General features: G+C 67.6%; 28 protein-coding genes. 13 read left to right on the forward strand and 15 right to left on the reverse strand.

Annotation, left to right across the window (positions count from 1 at the left end):
* Positions 1–25 precede the first annotated feature (25 nt).
* A complete protein-coding gene (locus tag E6G92_13575; protein ID TMJ17352.1) occupies positions 26–598 on the reverse strand; it encodes a DUF2585 domain-containing protein in 573 nt (190 codons plus the stop codon).
* Positions 595–1,122 (reverse strand): DUF1697 domain-containing protein, encoded by a 528-nt coding sequence (locus tag E6G92_13580; protein ID TMJ17353.1) that lies wholly within the window; start codon positions 1,120–1,122, stop codon positions 595–597. The genes E6G92_13575 and E6G92_13580 overlap by 4 nt, the downstream gene beginning before the upstream one ends.
* A gap of 72 nt (positions 1,123–1,194) precedes the next feature.
* On the opposite strand from E6G92_13580, the gene E6G92_13585 reads away from it, so the two are divergent.
* Together E6G92_13585 and E6G92_13590 are read left to right on the forward strand one after the other, a co-directional pair.
* A complete protein-coding gene (locus tag E6G92_13585) occupies positions 1,195–1,827 on the forward strand; it encodes a guanylate kinase (GenBank protein ID TMJ17354.1) in 633 nt (210 codons plus the stop codon).
* 33 nt (positions 1,828–1,860) lie between these two features.
* Positions 1,861–2,451, forward strand: a complete 591-nt coding sequence (locus tag E6G92_13590; protein ID TMJ17355.1) for a hypothetical protein — start codon at positions 1,861–1,863, stop codon at positions 2,449–2,451.
* A 199-nt stretch (positions 2,452–2,650) separates the two neighbouring features.
* On the opposite strand, the gene E6G92_13595 is transcribed toward E6G92_13590, so the two are convergent.
* The 9 genes from E6G92_13595 to E6G92_13635 form a co-directional block, all read right to left on the reverse strand.
* The gene (locus E6G92_13595) at positions 2,651–3,331 is read right to left on the reverse strand and encodes an ATPase (protein TMJ17356.1); all 681 of its coding nucleotides are present in this window, start codon (positions 3,329–3,331) and stop codon (positions 2,651–2,653) included.
* Positions 3,328–3,558, reverse strand: coding sequence for a hypothetical protein (locus E6G92_13600; protein TMJ17357.1), 231 nt, complete (start codon positions 3,556–3,558; stop codon positions 3,328–3,330). Before E6G92_13600 ends, E6G92_13595 begins: the two co-directional genes overlap by 4 nt.
* A gap of 58 nt (positions 3,559–3,616) precedes the next feature.
* On the reverse strand, positions 3,617–4,630 hold the full coding sequence (locus E6G92_13605) for a hypothetical protein (protein TMJ17358.1): 1,014 nt from the start codon (positions 4,628–4,630) through the stop codon (positions 3,617–3,619).
* A gap of 101 nt (positions 4,631–4,731) precedes the next feature.
* A complete protein-coding gene (locus E6G92_13610) occupies positions 4,732–5,391 on the reverse strand; it encodes an HAD family hydrolase (GenBank protein ID TMJ17359.1) in 660 nt (219 codons plus the stop codon).
* Positions 5,388–6,482 carry an RluA family pseudouridine synthase gene (locus tag E6G92_13615; protein TMJ17360.1) on the reverse strand — a complete coding sequence of 365 codons (1,095 nt, stop codon included), beginning with the start codon at positions 6,480–6,482 and terminating at the stop codon, positions 5,388–5,390. The genes E6G92_13610 and E6G92_13615 overlap by 4 nt, the downstream gene beginning before the upstream one ends.
* Complete coding sequence (gene crcB / locus E6G92_13620; GenBank protein ID TMJ17361.1) at positions 6,479–6,853, reverse strand: fluoride efflux transporter CrcB; 375 nt, start codon at positions 6,851–6,853, stop codon at positions 6,479–6,481. Before crcB ends, E6G92_13615 begins: the two co-directional genes overlap by 4 nt.
* Positions 6,854–6,899: 46 nt before the next feature.
* Positions 6,900–7,532 carry a hypothetical protein gene (locus E6G92_13625; GenBank protein TMJ17362.1) on the reverse strand — a complete coding sequence of 211 codons (633 nt, stop codon included), beginning with the start codon at positions 7,530–7,532 and terminating at the stop codon, positions 6,900–6,902.
* A gap of 61 nt (positions 7,533–7,593) precedes the next feature.
* Positions 7,594–7,983 (reverse strand): ribose-phosphate pyrophosphokinase, encoded by a 390-nt coding sequence (locus tag E6G92_13630; protein TMJ17363.1) that lies wholly within the window; start codon positions 7,981–7,983, stop codon positions 7,594–7,596.
* Positions 7,983–8,513 carry a hypothetical protein gene (locus E6G92_13635; GenBank protein ID TMJ17364.1) on the reverse strand — a complete coding sequence of 177 codons (531 nt, stop codon included), beginning with the start codon at positions 8,511–8,513 and terminating at the stop codon, positions 7,983–7,985. The genes E6G92_13630 and E6G92_13635 overlap by 1 nt, the downstream gene beginning before the upstream one ends.
* A 51-nt stretch (positions 8,514–8,564) precedes the next feature.
* Between E6G92_13635 and rarD the strand changes: the two genes are divergently transcribed.
* Entirely contained in the window at positions 8,565–9,497 is a 933-nt protein-coding gene (gene rarD, locus E6G92_13640) for an EamA family transporter RarD (GenBank protein TMJ17365.1), read from the forward strand.
* Between the two features lie 49 nt (positions 9,498–9,546).
* The gene (locus E6G92_13645; protein ID TMJ17366.1) at positions 9,547–10,143 is read left to right on the forward strand and encodes a hypothetical protein; all 597 of its coding nucleotides are present in this window, start codon (positions 9,547–9,549) and stop codon (positions 10,141–10,143) included.
* A 160-nt stretch (positions 10,144–10,303) separates the two neighbouring features.
* On the opposite strand, the gene E6G92_13650 is transcribed toward E6G92_13645, so the two are convergent.
* Complete coding sequence (locus E6G92_13650; protein TMJ17367.1) at positions 10,304–10,732, reverse strand: hypothetical protein; 429 nt, start codon at positions 10,730–10,732, stop codon at positions 10,304–10,306.
* The gene (locus E6G92_13655) at positions 10,729–12,414 is read right to left on the reverse strand and encodes an acyl--CoA ligase (protein ID TMJ17368.1); all 1,686 of its coding nucleotides are present in this window, start codon (positions 12,412–12,414) and stop codon (positions 10,729–10,731) included. The genes E6G92_13650 and E6G92_13655 overlap by 4 nt, the downstream gene beginning before the upstream one ends.
* A gap of 61 nt (positions 12,415–12,475) precedes the next feature.
* Here E6G92_13655 and E6G92_13660 point away from each other — a divergent pair, with 61 nt between their 5' ends.
* From E6G92_13660 to E6G92_13680, 5 genes are all read left to right on the forward strand, one after another.
* A complete protein-coding gene (locus E6G92_13660; protein TMJ17369.1) occupies positions 12,476–13,369 on the forward strand; it encodes a prolipoprotein diacylglyceryl transferase in 894 nt (297 codons plus the stop codon).
* On the forward strand, positions 13,350–14,327 hold the full coding sequence (locus tag E6G92_13665) for a class I SAM-dependent methyltransferase (protein ID TMJ17370.1): 978 nt from the start codon (positions 13,350–13,352) through the stop codon (positions 14,325–14,327). The genes E6G92_13660 and E6G92_13665 overlap by 20 nt, the downstream gene beginning before the upstream one ends.
* A 2-nt stretch (positions 14,328–14,329) precedes the next feature.
* On the forward strand, positions 14,330–14,836 hold the full coding sequence (locus tag E6G92_13670) for a GNAT family N-acetyltransferase (protein TMJ17371.1): 507 nt from the start codon (positions 14,330–14,332) through the stop codon (positions 14,834–14,836).
* Entirely contained in the window at positions 14,833–15,597 is a 765-nt protein-coding gene (gene pgeF, locus E6G92_13675; GenBank protein ID TMJ17372.1) for a peptidoglycan editing factor PgeF, read from the forward strand. Before E6G92_13670 ends, pgeF begins: the two co-directional genes overlap by 4 nt.
* A 120-nt stretch (positions 15,598–15,717) precedes the next feature.
* Positions 15,718–17,031 (forward strand): cystathionine gamma-synthase family protein, encoded by a 1,314-nt coding sequence (locus tag E6G92_13680; GenBank protein TMJ17373.1) that lies wholly within the window; start codon positions 15,718–15,720, stop codon positions 17,029–17,031.
* Between the two features lie 94 nt (positions 17,032–17,125).
* On the opposite strand, the gene E6G92_13685 is transcribed toward E6G92_13680, so the two are convergent.
* The gene (locus tag E6G92_13685; GenBank protein ID TMJ17374.1) at positions 17,126–17,812 is read right to left on the reverse strand and encodes an HAD-IB family hydrolase; all 687 of its coding nucleotides are present in this window, start codon (positions 17,810–17,812) and stop codon (positions 17,126–17,128) included.
* A gap of 83 nt (positions 17,813–17,895) precedes the next feature.
* On the opposite strand from E6G92_13685, the gene E6G92_13690 reads away from it, so the two are divergent.
* The 4 genes from E6G92_13690 to E6G92_13705 are packed head-to-tail and all read left to right on the forward strand — an operon-like array spanning position 17,896 to position 21,382.
* On the forward strand, positions 17,896–19,005 hold the full coding sequence (locus E6G92_13690; protein TMJ17375.1) for an MlaE family lipid ABC transporter permease subunit: 1,110 nt from the start codon (positions 17,896–17,898) through the stop codon (positions 19,003–19,005).
* Positions 19,006–19,803 (forward strand): ABC transporter ATP-binding protein, encoded by a 798-nt coding sequence (locus E6G92_13695; GenBank protein ID TMJ17376.1) that lies wholly within the window; start codon positions 19,006–19,008, stop codon positions 19,801–19,803.
* Positions 19,803–20,801: an MCE family protein gene (locus E6G92_13700; protein ID TMJ17377.1), complete on the forward strand. Its 999-nt coding sequence runs from the start codon at positions 19,803–19,805 to the stop codon at positions 20,799–20,801. Before E6G92_13695 ends, E6G92_13700 begins: the two co-directional genes overlap by 1 nt.
* A 2-nt stretch (positions 20,802–20,803) precedes the next feature.
* Positions 20,804–21,382, forward strand: coding sequence for an ABC transporter (locus E6G92_13705; protein TMJ17378.1), 579 nt, complete (start codon positions 20,804–20,806; stop codon positions 21,380–21,382).
* A 149-nt stretch (positions 21,383–21,531) separates the two neighbouring features.
* On the opposite strand, the gene pepN is transcribed toward E6G92_13705, so the two are convergent.
* Positions 21,532–24,114 carry an aminopeptidase N gene (pepN, locus tag E6G92_13710; GenBank protein TMJ17379.1) on the reverse strand — a complete coding sequence of 861 codons (2,583 nt, stop codon included), beginning with the start codon at positions 24,112–24,114 and terminating at the stop codon, positions 21,532–21,534.

The following is a 24,114-nucleotide window of genomic DNA, read 5'->3' on the forward strand; positions in this document are numbered from 1 at the left end:
GGAGGCATTGCTTGCGATGCGCCGCCTACAGCGCCCCTTGCCAGGCGCGAATCGAGTCGTTTGGCGCCACCAGCATCAACACGTTCAGAAACAGGTTGTCGCGGATGACGAGCAAAGTCAGCAGCTCGAAGGCGAGCGCCAGCGCGATCGTCGTCCAGACCGGCAGCCGCCGCGCGATGCCGAAGCCGAGCATCATCCACACGACGTCGAACACCGAGTTGATCACGCTGTCGCCGCTATAGCCGAGAGCGATCGTCGCCTCGCGGTAGCGGTCGATGATCATCGGGCTGTTCTCGAGAATCTCCCAACCGGCCTCGATCACGACCGCGGCGATCAGCCGGTCCCCCGGCGGGTTGCGCCTGAGGCACAGCCAGCCGAGCAGGTAGAAAAGGAAACCGTGGATGACGTGGCTGGGCGTGTACCAGTCGGCGATGTGCTGGCTGTTGTCCGGGCCCTGGACCGTCGAGACCCACAGCTTGACCGTGCCGCAGGTGCAGATCGGAGTCCGCCCCATCCACAGCAGGATCGCGGCCATGACGGCGACGAGCGCGAAGGCGATCGCCCAGTAGCGGCGGGGGATCAGGGGCGCCGCGGTCATGCCTCGATCATCTCCTTGAGCTTCAGCACGGTATTGAAATTGCGCGCAGTGGCCGGAGAGCCGACGGCGCGGTCGATCAGCGACGGGGTCAGCTTCGAAGCCCCGGCGCCGTTCGGATAGTGGAACCAGAGCGCATCGCCGGCGCGGCGGACCCGCTCGCCGTCGCGGCCGCGCGCCTCGATCGCCGCTTCCGCCCCGGCCGCGGGCGGCGCTTTCGAAAGGAGCAGCATGACGCGGTTCGGCGGTTCGCCCGGGAAAGGATTGCCGGCCGCCAGCTTGCGCCATTCGGCGGCGGTCCGGACGATTACCGGAACTTGGAGGCCGAAGCGGTCCTCGATCGCCCGCTCGAGCGTCTCTTCGATCGCTTCGGGCTTGCCGGGGGCGGAGAAGATCAGGTTGCCGCTTTGGATATAGGTGGCAACGTCACTCCAGCCGAGCTCGGCGCACAGCACGCGCAACTCGGCCATGGGCAGTTTGCGTCCTCCCACATTCACAGCCCGCAGCAACGCGACCATCCGCCCCATTTCCGATCCTTAACATAGAATTTGCCTTCGTCTGCCCTTGACGCGCGCGCTTCCGCCAAGGCAGGTGCGCCCATGGAAATCGCAGCCGCATTTCAGCGCCGGGGCCTCCTCTACGTCCTGTCCAGCCCCTCGGGGGCGGGCAAATCGACCATCGCGCGGATGCTGATGGAGGCGGACGAGGGCGTCGCCATGTCGGTTTCCGCCACCACGCGCCCGATCCGCCCGGGCGAGACGGACGGCAAGGACTATCATTTCGTCAGCGACGACAGGTTCGACGAACTGGTGTCGAGCGGCGCCTTCCTCGAATGGGCGCACGTCTTCGGCCACCGCTACGGGACCCTGAAGAGCGAGGTGATGAAGGTGATCGAGGGCGGCCGCGACGTGCTGCTCGACATCGACTGGCAAGGCACCCAGCAGCTCAAGCAGGTCGATCCCGACATCGTCCGGGTGTTCATCCTGCCCCCGTCGATGGAGGAGCTCGAGCGAAGGCTGCGCAACCGCAAGACGGACAGCGACGAGGTGGTCCGCCGCCGGATGGACCGGGCGGCGGCGGAGATCAGCCACTGGGCCGAATATGATTATGTGCTGATCAACAACAATGCCGAGAAATGCCGCGAGCTGGTCCACAATATCCTGAAGGCCGAGCGGCTGAAGGCGACCAGGCGGGTCTTCCTCCACGATTTCGTTCGCGAACTGATCGGATAGGGTTTATTCTCCGTCAAAACGACGGAGGGGATCATGGTCCGGACCTTTATCGGCGGCCTCATTGGCGGGCTCATATTGTTCGTCGCCGGCTTCATCTTCTGGGCGACTCCGCTCGGCGAGCTTCCGTTCCACCGCGCCGACGACGCGCAGAGCGCCGCGATCCAGCTCGCGCTGAACCAGAACCTCACAGCCACCGGCACCGGCGCCTACATCATCCCCAGCCACAGGACCGCCGAGGGCTCGATCGCCTATGCGCGGGGGCCGATCGCCACCGTCTATTTCAACACGACCGGCTATCCGCCCGAGGATATGTCGATGCTCGCGCCCGGCCTGGTCATGGCCCTGATCTCGGGGCTGCTGATGGCGTTCGGCCTGGCCGCGGTGGGCGGCGGCGGACGAAGCTTCTCGGCGACGGCGCGGCTGGTCGTTCTCTTCTCGCTGGGCTTTTGCGTCTGGGAATATCTCGCGACGCCCGTCTTCAACCATTTCGGCTGGCGCTACTGGATCTACGCCTTCGTCGCCGAATCCACATCGATGATCCTCGCCGGGCTGGTGATCGCCAAATGGTTCCTGCCCAGGGGCCCGGCCGAAGCCCACGTCGCCGAGGCGGCGGCGGCCGACTAGAGCCTCATCGTCTTTGGCTGCCTCTCCCCGCTCATCCTGAGGAGCCGTTGAGCCTGTCGAAACGGCGTCTCGAAGGACGGTCCTTCGATACGGGCCTTCGCGGGCCCCATGAAAGTAATACTTTCATGGGAACCCTCCCAGGCTCAGTCCCTCCTCAGGATGAGCGGTTCAGCATAAGACGATGAGGCTCCAGATACGCCTAAAGCAACGCCAGGAACCGCGCCGCGGCGGCGAAATCGCGGCGGCGGTTGGCGAGCGCGGCGGCGGCTTCCGCGTCCTCCCCCCATTGCTCGGCCTGCCATTGCTCGTCGAGCGAAGCCGCCGCCCAGGCGATATCGAGCGAGATCGCCCCTTCCGCCAGCGCCAGCGCGACGATCAGCGAGCCGGAGATGGTGACCAGCGGTGACAATCCGGCAAGCTGGAACGGATCGCGCGCGGCCACCGCCGCGCGCAGGCGCGCGATCGTCTCCGGCGGCTGCGGCATGTGGATCACGCCCATCGCCAGCTCGAACACCAGATCGTAGCGCTGCTGCGCCCAGGCGAGGATCGGGTCCCAGCTTTCCGATTGGCGCGCGGCCAGCTTATCCGGTCCCTCGGCGCGGTAGCAGAGCAGGTCGCTCTCGCCATAAGCGGAGAGGCCGTCGGCGAAGGCTTGCGGATCGGGCGCGACCCGGTCGATCGCCGCGTTTGCGAGGCCGGTCAGCGGCATCGCGCGCGGGTCGATCCTGTCCCCTTGCGCATTCCATTCGTCGGCGATCGCCTCGGCCAGAGCCTGGGTCGGCACCGCGAGCGGCGCCCGTCCCGGCGTGCGCACCGGCCGCCCGTCGAGCAGGATATCGCGGCCCGCGCCGGCCTCGGCCAGCCTGTAGAAGCGCCTCATGCGTCCGGCGGAGTGCGCCAGCGGCCGGCGAGATATTTGGGCCCGAAGAAGCTGACGATCAGGCCGGCAAAGGCGATGGGAAAGCCGACGATCGATCCGCCCTCGACGAAGATGTCGCTCTGCCACAGCAGGATGGCGGCCAGTGTGATCACCGTGCCGCCGATCCGCACCAAGTTGATGAGGATGAACCGGTTGCGCCACAGCGCTTCTTGATCGGGGTCGGTCATGGCGCTGCCTTGGCACGGCAGGCGGCCTTAAGCAAAACGTCCGGCTCGTCCCGGCCGTTCAGGCGGCGCGCATATAGGCGACACTTGTCCGCGCATAGTCCGTGAGGTCGCCGAGCTTGTCCCAATGGAACTGGATCTGGGAGCCAAGAGGGTCGTCGGCGAAGAAGGCCCCGACGGGAAGGTTGTTGCCGAGGGCATCCTTGTCCTTCCTGAAGACATCTTCGATGAATTGCGCCTGCGCCTCTTTGTTGAAATCCCGCCAGGCCCTGTCCGGCTGCTCGATCCACCAACTATAGGCATCGTAGCTCAGCGTCGGTACGAGCAGAGCGGCGCCGATATAGGCCGTGCCTTCGTGCTGGTTCTGCCAGACGTGGCAGCATTCGTGCACCAGCACGCCCCATTGCGGCGCCAGATCGCTGTCCTTTGTATATATTCGGTTGCCCAGGGTGAATGGCCGGTCGCTGAGGCTGAACAACCCTGCTTTTCCTTCGATGATCCGCACCAGGGCGAACGATATCGACCCGCGATAGACACGCCATAGATAGTCCCGCTCGTCTCCGGTAAGCGCCCGGTCGCGCCGTTGCAGGCGGAAGCCGGTCTGGACGACGGCGACGAACGTGCCGAGGACGGCCACGACGCCGCCCAGAATTCCATTGACGATGTTGCCGATCCCTTCGCGGATCATTCCCCAACGCCCGGTGAGGAGGCCGCCCACGATCCGGATCGCCCCGGCGACAATGCCACCGACGATATTGATCGTCGACTTCACTACGGTCGCCACGAACGTGAATACCGCGGAAACGGCGCCGGCGAACGCGCCGAAAGCGGGCCCGATGAAAGGTATGTTCGCTATCGCATCAGCCGCGTCGCCGATTGCATTTCCTGCCGATTCGATGGCGTCACCCACGGCGTTCGCGGCGGCGTTCGCGGCATCCGCAACGGCCTGCGCCGCCGCCTCTGCTGCAGCGGCCGCGGCTTCAGCCGCCTTCGCGGCCGCGTCGGCAATGGCTTGAGCGGCCTTTGCGGCAGCGTCCGCAACGGCTTGGGCCGCCTTCTTGGCCGCGTCGGCCACGTCCTTCCACCAAGGCATCGAATCCCCCCGGGGCTTCGCGTCTTCTCGACAGGCTTATCATGGTGACGGCTGCACCGTGAGCGGAGACGCGTCCGATCCGGTCAGGCCGCGGCGCGGGCGAATTCGAGGACGCTGGCGGGGGTCTCGGCGACTCGGTGCGCGCCGGCGCGGAGCAACTCGTCCGCATCGTGATAGCCCCAGGCGACGCCAATCGCGAGCGTGCCGGCCGCCCGCGCCATCGCTATGTCCCAGATCGTGTCGCCGATCATCATCGTCGTCTCCGGCGCCGCGCCCGCCTCGGCCATCGCCTGCTCGATCATCGACGGGTGGGGCTTGGACGGGTGCCGGTCCGCGGTCTGCAAGGTGACGAACCGGTCGGCGAGGCCGTGCGCTTCGAGACAGAGCTTCAGCCCGCGGTCCGATTTGCCGGTCGCCACGCCGAGCAGCCAGCCTTCGGCTTCGAGCCGGTCGATCAGGGCGGCGATGCCGTCGTAAAGCGGTTCGTTCGCCAGCCCTTCGGCACGCAGGCGATGGAAGGCGCTCTTATATTCCTCGGCCAGCGCCTCATGAAGCGCGCCGCCCGCGTCCGGCGCGATCTCGCGCATCGCCTCGACCAGGCTGAGGCCGACCACCCGCCGGGTCCGCGCCGGCCCGGGCGCCGGCAGGTCGAGCGCGGCGAAGCAGGCGTCCATCGCCGCGCAGATATTGTGCTGGCTGTCGACCAGGGTCCCGTCGCAATCGAACAGAGCGAGCCGGTTCACTCCCGCCTGCCCCGCCCGCGCCGTTCACCCCGCCGCTCCTTGCGCCGCGACTTGGCCGCGGCCGAGACCGCCTTGCGCTTGCCCTCGGCGGTCTCGGAAAATTTGACCTCGTCGAGCTCGATGTCGCCGGCTTGCGCCTCGAAGCCGAGCGCTGCGAGCGTCGCGGCGAGATGCTCCGGCGCTTCGGCGGTCGCGTCGATCCGCCCGCCGTCCGGGTGATCGATCCTGAGCCGCCGGGCGTGAAGATGGAGCTTGCGGCTGATGGCGCCGGTCAGAAACGCGTCCTGCCCGCCATATTTGCCGTCGCCGACGATCGGGTGGCCGATCGCCGCCATGTGGACCCGAAGCTGGTGGGTGCGGCCGGTATGGGGCTCGAGCGCGACGAAGGCGGCGCGGTTGCCGGCCCGCTCGATCACCCGATAGCGGGTCTTCGCTTTCATCCCCTCCTCTTCGTCCAGGTGCATCTTCTCGCCGCCGGTGCCCGGCTGCTTGGCGATCGGCAGGTCGATCATTCCATCGTCGATCTTCGGCACGCCGACGACGACCGCCCAATAGACCTTGCGCGCCGTCCGCCCGGAAAAGGCCTTGGAGAAAAAGGCCGCGGCGCGCGGGGTTCGGGCGACGAGCAGGACTCCCGACGTGTCCTTGTCGAGCCGATGGACGAGCTTCGGCCGCGCCGCGCCCTCGGCGACAAGGCCCCCCAGCAAGCGGTCGAGATGGTCCTTTGTCTTGGTCCCGCCCTGGGTGGCGAGCCCGGGCGGCTTGTTGAGAACGATCGCCGCCGGATCCTCCTCGATCACCATCGAGCGGACATAGTCGACCTCGTCGTCGCTCAGAATTTCGCCGGCGCGCTCCTTCTTCGCCGCCGGAGCCTCCTCGCCGCGTGGCGGGATTCGAACGGTCTGGCCGGCCTCGATCCGGTCGCCCGGCGCGGCGCGCTTGCCGTCGACGCGCAGCTGCCCGGTGCGCGCCCAGCGCGAGATCTGGCCGAACGTGACGTCGGGCAGGTTGCGCTTGAACCAGCGGTCGAGGCGAATGCCGTCGTCCTCGCTCGAAACGCGAAGCTGGCGGACCTGGTCGGCGGCGTTCATGCCGCGGCCCGCATGGCGAGCAGGCCGGCGAAGAGCAAGGCGACCGAGCCGAGGACCGAGGCGAGCACGTAGCCCGCAGCGGGCCAGACCTGGCCGCGCTCGATCAGCAGCCAGGTTTCGAGGCTGAAGGCGGAGAAGGTGGTGAAGCCGCCGAGGATGCCGACGCCGAGGAACAGCCGCGCCTGCTCGGCGCCACCCGCCCGGCCGAGCCAGCCGGCGAGCAGCCCCATGGCGAGGCCGCCGGCGAGGTTGACGGTCAGCGTGCTCCAGGGAAAGCCGGGCCCCAGGCGCGCGAGGAAGGCCGCGCCGACCAGGTGGCGCGCCCCGGCGCCGATCGCGCCGCCGAGCATGACGAGGATGAGGCCTGGCATGGGCGCGGCTGTAGACGCCCCGCCCCCGCTCCGCCAGTGCGCGCGCTCAGCGGCCGTTGTTGACGATCAGCGAGACGTCCGAGCCGGTGCCCTGCGGGCTGACGATCAGGTAGTAAGCTGCGTCGCCATTGACTCCGCCGAGGACTTGGTCGGCGCCGCGGGTTTGCTGCTCGACCGAGAAGCCGCCGCGCGTCGCGAGGCCCCGATAATGGCCGAGCACGCGCTCGGCGGGGTCCGGCGTGGTGAAGGTGACGACCCGGATGTGGCAATCGCCGCGGTCCGCGCCGGCCGCCTCGGTCAGCCGGCCGCCGGGATAGATCGGGAATTGGGCCGGAAGCCGCTGGGCGTAGGAATTGCCGGTGGTGAATGGAATTCCGCAGGCGCTCTGCATGTCCGAATTGGCCTGGCCGCCGCTCGGGCCGGCGGAGCCCGCCGGATATTGCGCCTGGACCGGAGTCTCGGGCGGCCGCGCCGTGTTCGGCCGCGCCTGCTGGACGAGGTTGGGATCGACCAGGATCTGGTCTTCGAGAGCGCTGGTCAGCGCGGGATCGGCGCCGTTGCCGATCAGGCTGTTGTCCACTTCGGCAAGATTGTTGTCGCCGCCCCGATTGCAGGCGGCCAGCGCGAGCAGGGCGGCGATGGCGGCGCTTCGCGCGACGATATGAGCGGCTTTGGTCATGCAGCGTCTCTCCCGCGGCGCTTATGACGCAAAAGAGCGGGAAAGGGGTGATCGGAGATGGTTAACGAGGAGCCTTTTGGGCCACTGTCCCATATTCGGACTGCCAGAAGGCGAAGGTTTCCCGCTGGATGGCGGCGATGAAACGCGCCGCGTCCGGTCCCTCCCATGGGCCCTGGTAGCCGCGCTCCCCCAGGTCGGCGCCGACCCACCAGCCTTGTCCCGGCAGGCCGTCGCTCTGGCGGACGACCAGCACGGCGAGCTCGGGCTCGCCGCGCGCCGCCGACTCCCGGTCGATTTCTCCAAGCATCGCGCACAGAGCGCGCATCTTCGGCCGGGTGAATCGGTAGCCGAGATGCTCGAGCAGCTCGCCGTAGGAAAGCGCGACGCCGGCCCGTGCGGCGGCGATCAGGTGCGCGCGGACTTCTTCGCGGTCGGCCAGCGGCTCGGCCATCACTCCGAGTCGGTGAGCAGCAGGCGCCCGTCGGTGCCTCCCCCGGCGCCCGCCGCGAGGCGCAGGCGGAAGCGGCCGTTTCCTTCCTTCTTCGTACCGGCGAAAACGTAAGCCTCGCCTTCGCGAGTCGCCGAATCGAGCGTGAAGGTGCTGATTCGCGCCGGATCCTGGTACCAGCGGGCCACGGTGGCGGGCGGATCGGCGCTGACGAAGCGCATCTCGACCTCGCCGTCGGACCGCTGGTCGTCGCGGCCGCCTTCGATATGGACTCCGCTCATCCGGCTGCCCGGATAGACGAGGCCGCTGTCGTCGCGGATGTTCGTCTCGCGGCGGATTCCTTCGGGGATGTTGATCTTCATCTCCACGCCCGGAGCGGAGATCGAAAGCTGGCCTTCCTCGGCCTTGTTCTCGGCCGAGCCGTTGCCGCTTGGGGCGACGTCGTTGCCGAACCGCGCGTCGCACCCGGCGAGCGCGATGGAGGCAAAGGCAACGAATCTCAGCGGCGTCATCATCATATTGTCCCTCGGCAAGTCGTTCTTTCTAGATGGCTTGTTCCGCTTAGCCAACCTAAGGCCGCGCCGATGATCGAGAACCGGGACAATGTTCGGGCAGGCCTGCTCTACGGCCTCGGCGCCTATGCGATCTGGGGGGTCCTGCCGCTCTATTTCAAGCTGATGGCAGGCGTTTCGGCGACCGAGATCGTCGCCCACCGGATCGTCTGGTCGCTCCTCTTCCTAGCCGCCCTCGCCACGTTCTGGCGACGCTGGAACGGAATTCGCGCCGCCTTGCGGACCCGCCGGGTCATGGCCGCTCTGGCGCTGACCGCGACGCTGATCGCGATGAACTGGTTGATCTACATCTTTGCAGTGATCAACGGCCACGTCCTCGCCGGCAGCCTCGGTTATTATCTGAACCCGCTGGTCAACGTCCTGCTCGGAGTCGCCATTCTCAAGGAGCGGCTGAGCCGCGCCCAGCTCGGCGCGGTGCTGCTGGCGGCGGCGGGGGTCGCGGTGCTCGCCTGGCGCGCCGGCGACGGGCTGTGGATCAGCCTTTCGCTGGCCTTGAGCTTCGGCCTCTACGGCTTCGTGCGCAAGGTCGCCCCGGTCGACGCCCTCGAGGGGCTGGCGATCGAGACCGCGATCCTCGCACCCGTCTCGCTCGCCTGGATCCTGTGGCTGGAAGGCCAGGGCGGCGGCGGCTTCGGCGCCTATTCCGCCGGCCTCAAGGCGCTGTTGGTGATCGGCGGCGCAGTGACCGCCGCTCCCCTGCTGATGTTCAACGCCGCGGCCAAGCGGCTGCCTTATTCGACGCTCGGCTTCCTCCAATATCTCGCCCCGTCGCTTCAGCTGCTGCTGGCGGTCGCGGTGTTCGGCGAAGCCTTCACCAGCGCGCACGCGCTCTGCTTCGGCGCGATCTGGACTGCGCTTGCCGTTTTCGCCTGGGAAGGCGTGAGGCTCGGCCGCGCGCGGGCGCGCAAGATCGCTCCCGAGGAATGTCTCGAGCCCTGCCCCTAGTTGCGCCTGAGGCGCTTCGGCGCGATGATCGGAAGCGAGGAGCAGCGAGATGAAGACCGATCCGCGCATCGACGCCTATATCGCAAGCCGGGCCGAGTTCGCCCGGCCGATCCTCGAGCATCTCCGTGCCGTCGTTCACGAGGCCTGCCCGGAGTGCGAGGAGACGCTCAAATGGAGCTCGCCCTCGTTCATCTACAAGGGCAAGATCCTCGCCGGCTTCGCCGCGTTCAAGGCGCATGCGACGTTCGGTTATTGGTCTGGCACGCAAGTCGTCGAGATGAGCGGCAAGGAGCCGACCGCCATGGGTCAGTTCGGACGGCTGACCTCGCTGGACGATTTGCCGCCGCGCGCGACGCTGATCGAGCTCACCCGCAAGGCGATGAGGCTGATCGACGAGGGCGTGAAGCCGGCGCGAAGCAAGAGCGTGAAGGCGCCTTTCACGGTGCCCCAGGACCTGCGCGCGGCGATCGACGCCGTGCCAGCGGCGAAAGCGACATTCGATGGCTTTCCGCCGAGCTGCCAGCGCGAATATGTCGAATGGGTGACCGAGGCCAAGCGCGACGAAACCAGGGCGAAGCGCCTCGCCCAGACCGTCGAGTGGCTCGCCGAGGGCAAGCGCCGCAACTGGAAATACGAGAATTGCTAGCCCGATCGGCTTAGACTAACCGCTCATCCTGAGGAGCCGTTGGGTTTGTCGAAACGGCGTCTCGAAGGACCGACCAACGAGCTGTCCTTCGAGACAGGCCTTCGCCAGGCTCAGTCCCTCCTCAGGATGAGCGGGGTGAGTGACTCGAGGCGCCCGTACTCTAGAATGCGTTTGCCGAAGCGTTGGCCTGCGGATTGTCGACCGGGTCCAGCGGATCGGGCGGTAGCGGGGCGACGGGGCGGCAGGCCGGTAGCCCGAGCTGGGTGTGCTGCGCGCAGTCGCGAACCTGCACGTCGCTGTTGCCGGCGATGAAGATCGACCAGTGCTTGCCGTCGTCGCACAGAGCGACCCACATCTCCATGTCGCGATAATATTGCTGATAGGCGCCCGCCTGGACTCGGCGGCAGCGGTGGCGAGTCTGGCGGATCGCGCGCATCAGGGCCAGCCGCTGCATCAGGGGCGACAAAGCCTTCAGCCGCTCGCTATCCGGATTGGCGACCCGGATCTTGGTCACGTTCTGCGGAGCGTCGCTGCCGCTGCCGCAGGCGGCGAGGGCGAGCGCCAACAGGGACGCGGCGATGCGCTTCATCGGGCTTCTCCTTCAAGCGCTGCGGCGAATCGCCGGCGCAGCGAAACCTTGTCGATCTTGCCGGTGCCGAGCTTGGGCAGGGGCTCGCGCGAAACGTGGATCGCGGCCGGCAGTTTGAACTGGGCGAGATGGGCGCTCAAGTGACCGAGCAGCGCATCGGCGTCGATATCGTGCTTCTCGCCGTAGACGATCGCAACGGGCACTTCCCCCAGCCGATCGTCGGCGACTCCGAACACCGCCGCCTCGCCGACCTCGGGACTCGCGTAAATGGCCGCTTCGACCTCCGCCGCGCTGATATTCTCGCCGCCGCGGATGATGATGTCCTTCTTGCGGTCGACGATGAACAGGTAATTGTCCTCGTCGAGATAGCCGATATCGCCGGTCCTCAGATAGCCGTCCGCGGTGAAGGCGGCGCGGGTCGCCGCCTCGTCGCGCCAATAGCCGCGGATGTTCGCCGCCGATCGGATCGCGATCTCGCCGCGCTCGCCGGGCGGCAGATGGCGATCCCCGTCGCCCAATATCGCCATCTCGATGGTCGGCTGATGCGGCCGCCCGGTCGAGGCCGGCTTTTCGTGATAGTTGGACCAGAAGTTGCTGCAGCCGATCGCGTTGGTCTCGGTGAGGCCGTAGCCGAGCGCCGGCTGGGCCGTGGCGAAGCTTTCCTCGAGCCGCTTGACGTGCGCCACCGGTCGCGGCGCCCCGCCGGCGGCGATGTCGGTCAGCGACGACAGATCGTATCTGCCCCGGTCCGGATGCTGCATCAGCTCCAGGCTCATCGTCGGCACGCCGACGAAATAGGTGACCTTCTCCTTCTCGATCAGCCGCAGCGCCTCGCCCGCATCCCACTTGGGCATCAGCACCATCGTCCGGCCGATGACGAAGCTGTTGAGCAGCACCGGCACCTCGCCGGTGACGTGGAACAGCGGCACGTTGACCAGGGTCTTGGGCGGATATGCGGGCGTCTCTCCTTCGCGTTCCTTGATCCCCAGCAGGGTCGCGAGGCCGATCGCATAGGTATAGACAGCGGTTGTCACGGCGCGGTGAGTCGAGACGGCGCCCTTGGCGAGGCCGGTCGAGCCCGAGGTGAACAGGATCGTCGCGTCGTCGCCCTCCGAAACCTCGGGCAGATCCGCTTCCATGGCCCGAACGAGGAGCGGCGCGAGCGCGTCGCCGAGCGGCCGTTCGACGGGAAGGGCGATCGTCGGGATCGTGCACCCTCCGGCCGCGAGCCGCTTGGCCCGCGGCTCGTCGGCGATGATCAGCTCCGGCTCTGAAAGCTCCAGGGCATGGCGCATCTCGTCGCCCTGCCACCAGCCGTTGATCAGGGTCGCGATTCCGCCCGCCTTGAGCACCGCCATATAGGCCGCGATCCATGCCGGGCAGTTGCGCATGGCGATGGCCACGCGGTCCCCCTTGGCGACGTTCCAGCTCCCGGCCAGCACCCTGGCAAGCGCGGTCGCCTGCGCATTCAGCTCCGCGAAGGTGATCCGCTCCTCGCCCGCGACGACCGCCTCGACCGCGCCGTTGAGCATCGAAAAGGCGTCGAACAGCATCGGCAGGGTCGGCGGCAGGTTGGTGATGATCGCGCGGCCGGCCTCGTCCCTGCCGATCTGGATTCGCCCGTCCGGCGCGGTGACCTCGGCCAGGACCTCGTCATATTTGCGGTCGAGATCGCTACGCATGCCGGGCCGTCTCTCCTCGCTTTGCCTTTTTTTCTCCCCCCACTATGAAGACGCGAGCGCAATGGGGGAAGCCTTGATCGACGCCTTTACCAGCCTGCTGGCCACGACGACCAACGCGATCAGCTACAGCGATCTCGGCCTTCACCCGATCGCCTTCAACATCGGCCCGTTGCCGATCCGCTGGTACAGCCTCGCATATCTGACGGGCATCGTCGTCGGCTGGTGGTATCTGCTTCGGATGCTGCGCGCGCCCGGCGCCCCGATGGCCCGTCGCCACGCCGACGATCTGGTGTTCTATGCCACCTTGGGAGTGATCCTGGGGGGCCGGCTCGGCTACGTCCTGTTCTACAAGCCGTACGACTATTTCCAGAACCCGATGGAGATCGTCCGCCTGTGGGATGGCGGCATGTCGTTCCACGGCGGAGTGATCGGAGTCAGCCTCGGCATCTTCTATCTGGCGTGGCGCAACAAGCTCGATTGGCTGCGTCTCCACGATTACGTCGCCTGCGCCGTCCCTCCCGGCCTGTTCTTCGGTCGCCTCGCCAATTTCGTGAACGGCGAGCTTTGGGGCGCGCCGACCAGCCTGCCCTGGGGAATCATCTTCCCTTATGCCGGCCCGATGCCGCGCCATCCGAGCCAGCTCTACGAGGCTGCGCTCGAGGGGCTGCTCCTGTTCCTGATCCTCTGCTTCATGTTCTGGAAGACTAGGGCGCGCTACCAGCCGGGCAAGCTCGTCGGCGCCTTCATCCTCGTCTACGGAGTCAGCCGCTTCCTGATCGAGTTCGTTCGCGAGCCCGATCAGCATTTGGTCGCCTTCGCCCAGCAGACCCACCTCCACATGGGCCAGTGGCTCTCGTTGCCGATGATCCTCGGCGGAGTCTATCTCGTCCTCACCGCGAACCGCCGCGCCGATCGCGTGAGCCCCGTCCCCGCCGATGAACCCGCTCCCGCCTGAGGAGCGGCTTCGCGCCAGGATCGCGGCCGAGGGACCGGTCAGCGTCGCCGACTATATGGCCGAGGCGAACGCCCATTATTACGCCACCCGCGACCCTCTCGGCGCGGAGGGCGACTTCGTCACCGCGCCGGAGATCAGCCAGATGTTCGGCGAGCTGATCGGCGTCTGGCTCGGCGACTTGTGGCAGCGCGCCGGGCGCCCCGCAGCCGCGCGTTACGTCGAGCTCGGTCCCGGCCGCGGCACCTTGGCGACTGATGCGCTGCGGGCGATGCGCGGCGCGGGGCTCGCCCCACCCGTCGAGTTGGTCGAGACCAGCCCCGTGCTTCGCGCGCTCCAGGCCGAGCAGCTTCCGGCGCGGTGGCACGACGATCTATCAACTTTGCCGCTCGGCGGCCCGCTGCTGATCGTCGCCAACGAATTTTTCGACGCCCTTCCGGTCAGCCAGTTCGAGGGCGCGCGCGAGCTTCGCGTCGGAGTCGAAGCGGGCCGCTTCGTCCGCGACGGAGCGGTCGAGACCGAAACGTCGCCGCCGTCGCTGGCGATGGTGGCGGAGCTCGCCCGGCGGCTTGCCACGCAAGGAGGCGCGATGCTGATCCTCGATTACGGCCACGATCGGCCGGGCACCGGCGACACGCTTCAGGCGGTGTCCGGCCATGCCTTCGCCGATCCGTTCGAGGCCCCGGGCAGCCGCGACCTCACCGCCCATGTCGATTTCCACGCGCTCGCCGCCGCAGCGCGGGCGGAGGGCGTACGCATATTCGGGCCGGCCCCGCAGGGCGTCTGGCTCAACGCGATGGGAATCAAGATGCGCGCCGCCGCGCTCGCCAAGGCGGCGCCGGAGCGCTCGGCCGAGATTGCCGCCGCCCGCGAGCGGCTGACCGCGCCCGACCAGATGGGCCGCCTGTTCAAGGCGATGGCGCTGGTCGCCCCGGGCTGGCCGCAGCCGGCGGGCTTCTGACGATGATCGCCTATCGCTCCGCTTCGCCCGGCGACGCCGCCGCAATCGATGCGGTGTTCCGCGACACCTTCACCGGGACCTTCGGCCATCTCTACGATCCCGAAGACCTCGCCGCCTTCCTCGCCGGCTTCACCGAGGAAGGCTGGCGCCGCGAGATCGCCGATCCCGGCTTCGCGTTCCGCCTGGCCGAGGACGATGGGGCGCTCGCCGGCTATGCCAAGGTGGCTCCGCTGGCGCTGCCGGCGGAGACCGGCCGCCCGGCGGCGGAGCTTCGCCAGCTCTACGTGTTGCCGCCGTGGCACGGCGGGGGGATCGCCCGCGAGCTCATGGATTGGGTGCTCGCCGAGGCGCGCGGGCGCGGCGCCGAGGAGCTCTACCTCTCGGTGTTCATCGACAACCACCGCGCGCGGAGCTTCTATGCCCGCTACGGCTTCGAGGAGATCGGCCGCTATGACTTCATGGTCGGGCGCCAGGCCGACCATGACATCCTGATGCGCGCACGCCTGTGAAGGTCGAGGTCAGCCGCGCCGCTTCGCTCGGCGATATCCCGCACGGCTTCCTCGGCCGCCGCGGGGGAGTCTCGACGGGGGTCTGCGAAGGGCTCAACGTCGGCCTCGGCTCGGACGATAGCCGTGAGGCAATCAACGAGAATCGGCGCCTTGCCGTCGAGGCCGCAGCGCCGGGCGCGCGGCTGGTAACCCTTCACCAGGTCCATTCGGCCGAAGCCGTCTACGCCGAAGCGCCTTGGCCCGACGACGCGCGGCCGCAAGCGGACGCGATCGTCACCGACCGGCCGGGCCTCGCGCTCGGAATCCTCACCGCCGACTGCGCGCCGGTGCTTCTGGCCGACCGCGAGGCCGGCGTGATCGGCGCGGCCCATTCGGGCTGGAAGGGGGCTTTCGCCGGCGTGATCGAAGCCACCGTCGCGCTGATGGAAGCGCGCGGCGCCCGGCGCGAGCGCATCGCCGCGGCGGTCGGCCCGGCCATCGCCCGCAAGTCCTACGAGGTCGACGAAGCCTTCCTCCGCCGCTTCGCCGAGGCCGACCCGGAGACCGAGCGCTTCTTCTCGCCGGGCCGCGACGGCCATCACCAGTTCGACCTCGAAGCCTATGTGCTGTCGCGCCTGGCGCAGGCCCGCGTGACCCGCGCCGAGGCGCTTGGGCTCGATACCTATGCCGATGCCGACCGCTTCTTCAGCTTCCGCCGCGCCACCCACCGCGGTGAAGCGGACTATGGCCGTCAGCTTTCCTTGATCGCCTTGCCACGCTAAAGCCCCCGCGGGCGACGGACCTCACCCCTGGGCCGCTCCACGCGAGCGGCCTTGAGCCCGCCGAACGGCGCGGGCTCGGTCTCCACGCAGCGATTGCGACAGGCTGAAAGGAGACAATCCATGGAAGACGAATCCGATCTCACCGGCGCGACCCCGCGCCGCAGGCCCAAGTCGGCCGTGCTCGAAATCGGCGGGCGCAAGCTCAGGCCGTCGACGCTGATGATGGGTCACGGCTTCGATCCGGCCCTTTCGGAAGGCTCGCTCAAGCCGCCGATCTTCCTCACCTCGACCTTCGTCTTCGACAGCGCGGCGGCCGGCAAGCGCTTCTTCGAAGGAGTCACCGGCAAGCGGCCGGGCGGCGCCGAGGGGCTGATCTATTCGCGTTTCAACGGCCCAAACCAGGAGATCCTCGAGGACCGGCTGGGCCTGTGGGAGGACGCCGAGGACGCGCTCAGCTTCTCCTCCGGCATGTCGGCGATCGCCACCTTGCTGCTCGCTTTCGTTCAGCCGGGCGACGTGGTCGTCCATTCGGGACCGCTCTACGCCGCGACCGAGACCCTGATCGGCCGAATCCTGGGCCGCTTCGGCATCACCTGGCTCGATTTTCCGGCGGGCGCGACCGAGGACGAGATCGCTGCGGTGATCGACCAGGCCAAGGCCAAGGGCCGCGTGCCGCTCATCTATCTCGAAAGCCCCGCCAACCCGACCAATGCGCTGGTCGACGTCGAGGCGGTGGCGCGAGTCCGCGATTCGCTGTTCGCGCAAGGGGAACGCCCGCCGATCGCGATCGACAACACCTTCCTCGGCCCGCTCTGGGCGCAGCCGCTCCGCCATGGCGCGGATCTCTCGGTCTACAGCCTGACCAAATATGCCGGCGGCCATTCGGATCTCGTCGCGGGCGGGATCACCGGCTCCAGGGAGCTGATCAACACGATCCGGATGCTGCGCAACACGATCGGCACGATCACCGATCCCAACACCGCCTGGATGCTTCTTCGAAGCCTCGAAACGCTGGAGCTGCGCATGACCCGCGCAGGAGAGAACGCGGCGAAGGTCTGCGCCTTCCTTCGCGATCACCCAAAGGTCGAGAGCGTCGGCTATCTCGGCTTCCTCGAAGATGGCGGCGACGCGCGGCAGGCGGATATCTACCGCCGGCACTGCACCGGCGCGGGCTCGACCTTCTCGCTCTATCTGAAAGGCGGCGAGCGGGAGAGCTTCGCCTTTCTCGACGCGCTCAAGATCGCCCATCTCGCGGTCAGCCTCGGCGGCACCGAGACGCTGGCGAGCTGCCCGGCGGCGATGACCCACCTCTCGGTCCCGCCCGAGCGCAAGCAGGCGCTGGGAATCACCGACAATCTGGTGCGGGTGTCGATCGGGGTGGAGGATCCTGACGACCTGATCGCCGATTTCGATCAGGCGCTGGGGGCGGTTTAGGAAGCCCGGGTCGTCATTGCGAGCGAAACGAAGCAATCCAGGCCACACTGGATTGCCGCGTCGCTACGCTCCTCGCAATGACAGCTGACCGGCTTCACGCCCGTCGGCGGTCCCGCCAGTCGAGCACTTCCCACCCTTCGTCCTTCGCGAGCTTGATGAGCCGCGCGTGGGCGTTGGTGGCGAAGGCCTCGTCCGACCAGTGGTGGACCGGCGCGTCCGACACGTGATCGGAATAGAAGCGGATGTGGAGCGCCTCGCGCTCCAGCCCCTGCTGCTGGAGCCAGGCCTCGATCATGTCGAGCTTGCCGAGCCCGTAGCAATTTACGCCGTCGATCCGCGCCACGGTGCGGCCGTGGACGTCATATTCCACATCGGTGGCGATGACGTCGTCGAAACCGAGCCGCCGGGCGATCGCCGCAGCATAGAGACGGTATGAAGCCGTCGCCAGCACCAGCCGGCGCCCCGCCGCCTTATCCTCGGCGATACGCGCCCGAGCGCCGGGCATGATGTTGGTCTCGAGCTGCCGGTCGGCGAAGGCCTCGACGACCCGCTCGAGCCGCTCCGGAGCGACGCGGCCGATCAGCAGCCGGAAGTTGAGCTCCTTGAGCCGGCCGCGGTCGATCAGCCGCGCGAGATAGGCGAGGCTCGTCCCCGCCACGGCCGGCGCGAGCAGCGCGCGCCAGGGCGCGAGGCGGGAAACGGCGAAGGCCATGAACGCGCCGTAGGTCGGCCGGCGGGTGACCGTCTTGTCCATGTCGTAAATGGCGAGCGCGGTGGTCATGGCTGGCGTTGCCAAGCATGGAAACGCGGCCTGTGTCCATCCGCTCCTTGCCGCGCGCAGGATTTTGAAGCATTGCCATGGGCATGAGCGTAACGACCGACCTCAGCTCCAATCTCGAGGACGGCCGCTGCGTGCTTCGCCTGAGCGGCTCGCTCACCTTGCTCCGCGTGCGCAAGCTCTCCGAACAGCTCGACGAGATAGAGGCCGAGCAGCTGACGGTCGACCTCAGCGACGTCGAGCGGATGGATACGGTCGGCGCCTGGCTGGTGCACAAGCTCGAGCGGGACCGCGGCGCGACAATCGTCGGCGCGACCGAGGACCAGCAGCTGCTGATCGACCATGTCGCCCGCGCGGACATGCCGGTGAAGGTCAAGCGCGACTACGAATCGACGCCGAGCCGGATGCTCGCCGAAGTGGGCGAGTCGACGCAGATGGCGGGACGGACCCTGTTCGGCCTGCTCGGCTTCTTCGGATCGCTCGTGCTCACCATCGGCAACATCATCCGCCACCCGCGCCGCTTCCGCTTCAACGCCGTCACGCAACAATTCGAGCAGGTCGGGGTGCGCGCGCTGGCGATCATCGGCCTGATGAGCTTCCTCGTCGGCATCGTCATCGCCCAGCAAGGCGCGGTCCAGCTTCGCCAGTTCGGCGCCGAAATCTACACGATCAACCTGATCGGCCGATCGGCCCTGAAGGAGCTTGGCGTGTTGATGACCGCGATCATGGTCGCGGGCCGGTCCGGATCGGCCTTCGCCGCGCAGATCGGATCGATGAAGCTCAGCGAAGAGATCGATGCGATGCGCACGATCGGAGTCTCGCCGATGGAGGCGTTGATCTTCCCCCGCGTGCTGGCGACCGTTCTGCTGATGCCGCTGCTGGGCTTCTATGCCGCGATCCTGGCGATTATCGGCGGCGGCATCTTCTGCTGGATCAGCCTGGGAATCCCGCCGATCACCTTCGTCCAGAGAATCCAGGAGGTCGTGCCGATGACCGACCTGTGGCAGACGATGGTCAAGGCGCCGGTGTTCGGAATGATCATCGCCATGGCCGGCTGCTATCAGGGTCTGCAGGTCGAGGGAAATGCCGAGGAAGTCGGCAAGCGCACGACCAGCGCCGTCGTCCAGGGCATCTTCCTCGTGATCGTCCTCGACGCCTTCTTCGCCGTCTTTTTCACCGAGATCGGGTGGCTCTAGATGGCGCGAAGCGACGAACCGGTGATCGAGGTCAAGGGCCTCAGCAACAGCTTCGGCGAGCAGGTCATCCACGAAGACCTCTGCCTCAACGTGCGCCGCGGCGAGATCATGGGCGTGGTCGGAGGCTCGGGCACCGGCAAGTCGGTGCTGATGCGCTCGATCATCGGGCTGCAGACGCCACAGGCGGGCGAGGTCGAGGTGTTCGGCGAGCCGATGGTCGGCCGCGACGAGGAGGAGGCCAAGCACGTCCGCCGCCGCTGGGGCGTGCTGTTCCAGGGCGGAGCGCTCTTCTCGACGCTGACCGTCGCCGAGAACATCCAGGTGCCGATCAAGGAATTCTATCCCGGCCTCGACCAGGATCTGCTCGACGAAATCTCCGCCTACAAGACGGCGATGAGCGGGCTGCCCGGCGAAGCGGGAGCCAAATATCCCTCGGAGCTTTCGGGCGGCATGAAGAAGCGCGCCGGCATCGCCCGCGCGCTCGCGCTCGACCCGGAGCTGTTGTTTCTCGACGAGCCGACCGCCGGCCTCGATCCGATCGGCGCGGCTGCGTTCGATCAGCTGATCCTCGAGCTTCGCGACGCGCTCGGCCTCACCGTCTTTCTGATCACCCACGATCTGGACACCCTCTACGCGATCTGCGACCGCATCGCGGTGCTCGCGGACCGGAAGGTCGTCGCGGTGGGAACGATACCGGAGCTGCTGGCCTTGGATCACGAATGGATTCAGGATTATTTCAGGGGACCGCGCGGACGTGCCGCCGCGCTGCACAATGACGTCGAAGGGGCGAAAGGCTGATGGAGACTCGATCGAACCAGATCCTGGTCGGCAGCATCACTTTGGGCCTGCTCGCCGCCCTGGTCATCTTCATCGTCTGGCTCAGCCAGCTCTCGAACGGCGGAGAGAAGGTCTACGACGTCTTCTTCCAGCAGTCGGTGGAGGGCCTCGCCGAGGGCTCCCAGGTCACCTTCTCGGGCGTCCCCGTCGGCCAGATCCAGTCGATCAACCTGGAGCCGCAAAGCCCGAACTTCATCCGCGTCAGGATCAAGGTCAAGGACCGGACTCCGGTGCTCGAAGGCTCGACCGCGACCATCCGCGGCGTGGGCTTCACTGGCGTTTCGCAGATCCAGATCGATCCGCCGGAAAATCCCGCGCCGGGCCAGCCGCGCCGCCGGCACCGCGAGATCCAGTGCCCCGAGGCCAATCCGCAGGCCGAATGTCCCTATGGCGTGCCGGTGATTCCGACCAAGCCGGGCGCTCTCGGCCAGCTGCTCAACACCGCGCCGGAGCTGCTCGAGCGCGTCTCGACCCTGACCGAGCGGCTGACCGAGCTTCTCTCCGACCGCAACCAGGAATCGATCGCCGGAATCCTCGACAATCTCGAGCAGGTGAGCCACTCGCTCGCCGAGCGCAGCCCGGAGATCGCCGCGACCATCGCCGAGGCGCGGATCGCCATCCGCCAGGCGGGCAACGCCGCCGACCGGATCGGCGAGCTCGCTGCCTCGACCAACACGCTCGTCGATCGCGACGGCCGCCCGCTGATCGCGGACCTCAGGCGAACACTGCGCGCCGCGGACGAGAGCATCGGGGAGCTGCAGGGCGCGGTTCACGACGCGAGGCCCGGGATCCAGGCCTTCTCCAACCAGACACTGCCCGAGGTCGGGCAGCTCATCCGCGATCTTCGAGCGACGTCCGAATCGCTGCGCGAGATCACCGACCGGATGAATCAGCGCGGAGTCGGTGGAATCATCGGCGGGCAGCAGCTGCCCGATTATCACGGCGGAAGAAGGAACTGACCATGCGCGCAAGGCTCATCGCCGCCGCTTTTGCGACCCTCGCTTTGTCCGCCTGCTTCGGCGGCGGGGCTCCCGAGGCGCTGCTGACCCTGACGCCGTCGGAGACCCGCCCGGTCGCCCAACCGCGAAGCGCCGCTCCCGGAGAGGCGGTGACCGTCGTGGTGCCGACCGTGCCCCAGGCGCTGCGCACGACCCGGGTGCCAGTCTATGTCAGCGAGACCCGGGTCCAGTATCTCAAGGACGCGGTGTGGGTGGAGAACCCCGGGCCGTTGTTCGGCCGCCTGCTCGGGGAAACGATTTCCGCCAGGACCGGACGAGTCGTGCTCGATCCCAGCCAGTACAGCCACGATCCGGGTACCCGGATCACCGGCCAGCTTCAGCGCTTCGGGCTCGATCCGAATGCGATGGAGGTGGTCGTCGTCTACGACGCCGCGATGCAGCGCGCGGCCGGCGGCGTGACGACCAACAGGTTCGAGGCCCGTGTCGCCGTGGCCGCGGACACGCCGGCGGCGGTGGCCCCGGCGCTCAACCAGGCGGCAAACCAGGTCGCCGACCAAGTGGCCGCGTGGATCGGCGGCTGATGAAAGAGAATACCCTCCATTTTCGCTCGTCCTGAGTAGCCGTTGAGCGAAGTCGAAACGGCGTATCGAAGGACGCTATGGATCGGCCCTTCGATACGGGCCTTCGCCGAGCTCAGTCCCTACTCAGGATGAGCGGGAATGAAGCAGCTCTAGGCCAGGCTCTTGCTCACCTGCTCGAACACGTCCTTCGACAGGGCGGGCTCGGCCAGCAACCGCTCGAGCTCGGCGCGCATCCTCGCCGCGCGGTCCTCGCCGAACCTGCGCCAGCGGCCGAGCGGCGGCACCAGCTTGGCCGCGTTCTGCGGGTTGAGCTTGTCGACGGCGAGGATCGAATTGGCGAGGAAGCGATAGCCTTCGCCGGAGCCGTGGTGGAGCGCGCGCTGGTTGGCCCCGAACGCGCCGATCAGGGACCGCAGCCGGTTCGGGTTGACCAGGCTGAAATCCGGGTGGGCGAGCAACCGCTGGACCGCTCGGAGCGTGTCGTCGCGGCTGGATAGCGCCTGCGCGGTGAACCATTTGTCGATCACCAGCGCGTCGCCGCGGTAGCGATCGTAGAAATCGCGAAGCGCCGTCTCGCGCTGGGACGCCTCGCTGTTGGCGAGCACGGTCAGCGCGCCCTGGCGGTCGGTCATGTTGTCGGCGCTCTCGAACTGGCGAAGCGCCAGCGCGGGAGCGTCGGAGGCTCCGGAGGCCATCAGGAACCCGAGCGCGACGGTCTTGAGGCGCCGAGCGCCTTTGGCGGCCGGGGACAGCTCGAAGCGGTTGGCGGCGGTCGCGGCATAAGCGGAGCGCCATTGCGGCTCCAGCTCGCGGCTGAGCCGCTCGCGCAAGCGTTCGCGAACTTCGTGGATCGCGTCCGGCTCGACGACCTTCATCTGGTCGCCGATGAAGCTTTCGGTCGGCGCGAGCACGGCCTCGGCGACGAACGCCTGGTCGAGGCCCGGATCGGCGAGCGTATCGCGCACCGCCTCGACGACCGGATCGAAATCCTCGGCCTCGCCGCCGATCGAGGCGAGCATCGTGCACAGCATCAGCTGCTGCATCGCCTCGTAGCGCGCGAACGGATCGTCGTCGTGGGCGGAGAGGAAGGCGAGGTCTGCCGGCCCGCGGTCGCTTTCGACGACGATCGGGGCGGAAAAGCCGCGGTTGATCGACAGGACCGGCCGTTCGCCGCCATCCTCGACGACGATCTCCTGCGCCGGCTGGTCGAGCAGGACGAGCCGGTCGGCATGCTTGGTCCCGCTTTCCGCCCCGAACAAGGCGAGCCGCAGGGGGATCGGCAGCGGCTGCTTGACCGGCTGGCCCGGCGTCGGCGGCGTGCTCTGCTCGAGGCGGATTCGCGCTTTCCCGCCCTCGTGCGCGATGCTCGCCTTCACCCGCGGCGTTCCCGCCTGGCTGTACCAGGCGCGGAAGTGGGAAAGGTCGACCCCGCTCGAATCCTCCATCGCCCGGACGAAATCCTCGCAGGTCGCCGCCTCGCCGTCGTGGCGCTCGAAATAGAGGTCGCTTCCGGCGCGGAACTTCTCCGGGCCGAGCAGGGTGTGCATCATTCGGATCAGCTCGGCGCCCTTGGTGTAGATCGTCGCCGTGTAGAAATTAGAAATCTCGATATAGGATTCCGGCCGCACCGGGTGGGCGAGCGGCCCGGCGTCCTCGGGGAATTGCGCGGCCCTCAGCGCGCGCACGTCCTCGATCCTCTTGACCGCCGGCGAGCCCATGGCCGCCGAAAAGCTCTGGTCGCGAAAGACGGTGAAGCCTTCCTTCAGCGAGAGCTGGAACCAGTCGCGGCAGGTCACCCGGTCGCCGGACCAATTGTGGAAATATTCATGCGCGACGACGGCCGCGACCGCGTCGTAATCCATGTCGGTCGCGGTCTCCGGATCGACCAGGATGTAGCGCGAGTTGAAGATGTTGAGGCCCTTGTTCTCCATCGCGCCGAAGTTGAAATCGGCGACGGCGACGATGTTGAACGTGTCGAGGTCATATTCGCGGCCGTAGACCTCCTCGTCCCACTTCATCGCCGCCTTGAGCGATTCCATGGCGTGGCCGGTGCGCGCAACGTCGCCCTCGCGCACCCAGATGCCGAGCTGGACCGTCCGGCCGGAGCGGGTGACGAAGCTGTCGCGGTTGCAGGCGAGATCGCCGGCGACGAGCGCGAACAGGTAGGAGGGCTTGGGGAACGGGTCGTGCCATTCGGCGAAGTGCCGCTCATCGGGAAGATCGCCGCCGCCCTCGTGATTGCCGTTCGAAAGCAGGATCGGAAAGCGTGCCTTGTCGGCGGTCATCCGCACCCGGTAGCGGGTCAGCACGTCGGGCCGGTCGGGGAAGGGCGTGATCCGCCGGAAACCCTCGGCCTCGCACTGCGTGCAGAGGATTCCCCCCGATTCGTAGAGGCCCATCAACTTGGTGTTGGCCCTGGGGTTGATTTCGCTGACCGTCTCGACGGTGTGACGATCGCCGTCCAGATCGACGAGCAGCGCGCCATCCTCGCTGCGCCAGCTTCGCTCATTGCCGTCGACCGTGAGGCTGCTCAAAGTTCCGTCCCCGGTTTCCAGGCGAAGCGGCGCGGCGTGATTTCCATTGCGCTCGACCTCGAGAATCGCGTGCACGATCGTCCGCTCCGCCCCAAGCTCGAAATCCAGGCTGATCTCGGGCACCAGCCACTCGGGCGGGCGGTAATCTTCGCGGCGGATCGCGGCCGGCGCGGCGACCGCATTCTGGGCGTCAAGCAT

Source organism: Alphaproteobacteria bacterium (assembly GCA_005883305.1).
Lineage (GTDB): Bacteria > Pseudomonadota > Alphaproteobacteria > Sphingomonadales > Sphingomonadaceae > Allosphingosinicella.

Bases quoted from the DNA above. Each gene is read 5' to 3' on its own strand.
- E6G92_13655 (TMJ17368.1), bottom strand. From the start codon at position 12,414: ATGCGTAGCGATCTCGACCGCAAATATGACGAGGTCCTGGCCGAGGTC.
- E6G92_13615 (TMJ17360.1), bottom strand. From the start codon at position 6,482: ATGAACGCCGCCGACCAGGTCCGCCAGCTTCGCGTTTCGAGCGAGGAC.
- E6G92_13630 (TMJ17363.1), bottom strand. From the start codon at position 7,983: ATGGCCGAGCCGCTGGCCGACCGCGAAGAAGTCCGCGCGCACCTGATC.
- E6G92_13645 (TMJ17366.1), top strand. From the start codon at position 9,547: ATGAAGACCGATCCGCGCATCGACGCCTATATCGCAAGCCGGGCCGAG.
- rarD (TMJ17365.1), top strand. From the start codon at position 8,565: ATGATCGAGAACCGGGACAATGTTCGGGCAGGCCTGCTCTACGGCCTC.
- E6G92_13670 (TMJ17371.1), top strand. From the start codon at position 14,330: ATGATCGCCTATCGCTCCGCTTCGCCCGGCGACGCCGCCGCAATCGAT.
- E6G92_13705 (TMJ17378.1), top strand. From the start codon at position 20,804: ATGCGCGCAAGGCTCATCGCCGCCGCTTTTGCGACCCTCGCTTTGTCC.
- E6G92_13685 (TMJ17374.1), bottom strand. From the start codon at position 17,812: ATGACCACCGCGCTCGCCATTTACGACATGGACAAGACGGTCACCCGC.
- E6G92_13650 (TMJ17367.1), bottom strand. From the start codon at position 10,732: ATGAAGCGCATCGCCGCGTCCCTGTTGGCGCTCGCCCTCGCCGCCTGC.
- crcB (TMJ17361.1), bottom strand. From the start codon at position 6,853: ATGCCAGGCCTCATCCTCGTCATGCTCGGCGGCGCGATCGGCGCCGGG.
- E6G92_13700 (TMJ17377.1), top strand. From the start codon at position 19,803: ATGGAGACTCGATCGAACCAGATCCTGGTCGGCAGCATCACTTTGGGC.
- E6G92_13690 (TMJ17375.1), top strand. From the start codon at position 17,896: ATGAGCGTAACGACCGACCTCAGCTCCAATCTCGAGGACGGCCGCTGC.
- E6G92_13580 (TMJ17353.1), bottom strand. From the start codon at position 1,122: ATGGGGCGGATGGTCGCGTTGCTGCGGGCTGTGAATGTGGGAGGACGC.
- E6G92_13665 (TMJ17370.1), top strand. From the start codon at position 13,350: ATGAACCCGCTCCCGCCTGAGGAGCGGCTTCGCGCCAGGATCGCGGCC.
- E6G92_13680 (TMJ17373.1), top strand. From the start codon at position 15,718: ATGGAAGACGAATCCGATCTCACCGGCGCGACCCCGCGCCGCAGGCCC.
- E6G92_13600 (TMJ17357.1), bottom strand. From the start codon at position 3,558: ATGACCGACCCCGATCAAGAAGCGCTGTGGCGCAACCGGTTCATCCTC.
- E6G92_13660 (TMJ17369.1), top strand. From the start codon at position 12,476: ATGGGGGAAGCCTTGATCGACGCCTTTACCAGCCTGCTGGCCACGACG.
- E6G92_13590 (TMJ17355.1), top strand. From the start codon at position 1,861: ATGGTCCGGACCTTTATCGGCGGCCTCATTGGCGGGCTCATATTGTTC.
- E6G92_13585 (TMJ17354.1), top strand. From the start codon at position 1,195: ATGGAAATCGCAGCCGCATTTCAGCGCCGGGGCCTCCTCTACGTCCTG.
- E6G92_13625 (TMJ17362.1), bottom strand. From the start codon at position 7,532: ATGACCAAAGCCGCTCATATCGTCGCGCGAAGCGCCGCCATCGCCGCC.
- E6G92_13695 (TMJ17376.1), top strand. From the start codon at position 19,006: ATGGCGCGAAGCGACGAACCGGTGATCGAGGTCAAGGGCCTCAGCAAC.
- pepN (TMJ17379.1), bottom strand. From the start codon at position 24,114: ATGCTTGACGCCCAGAATGCGGTCGCCGCGCCGGCCGCGATCCGCCGC.
- E6G92_13595 (TMJ17356.1), bottom strand. From the start codon at position 3,331: ATGAGGCGCTTCTACAGGCTGGCCGAGGCCGGCGCGGGCCGCGATATC.
- E6G92_13575 (TMJ17352.1), bottom strand. From the start codon at position 598: ATGACCGCGGCGCCCCTGATCCCCCGCCGCTACTGGGCGATCGCCTTC.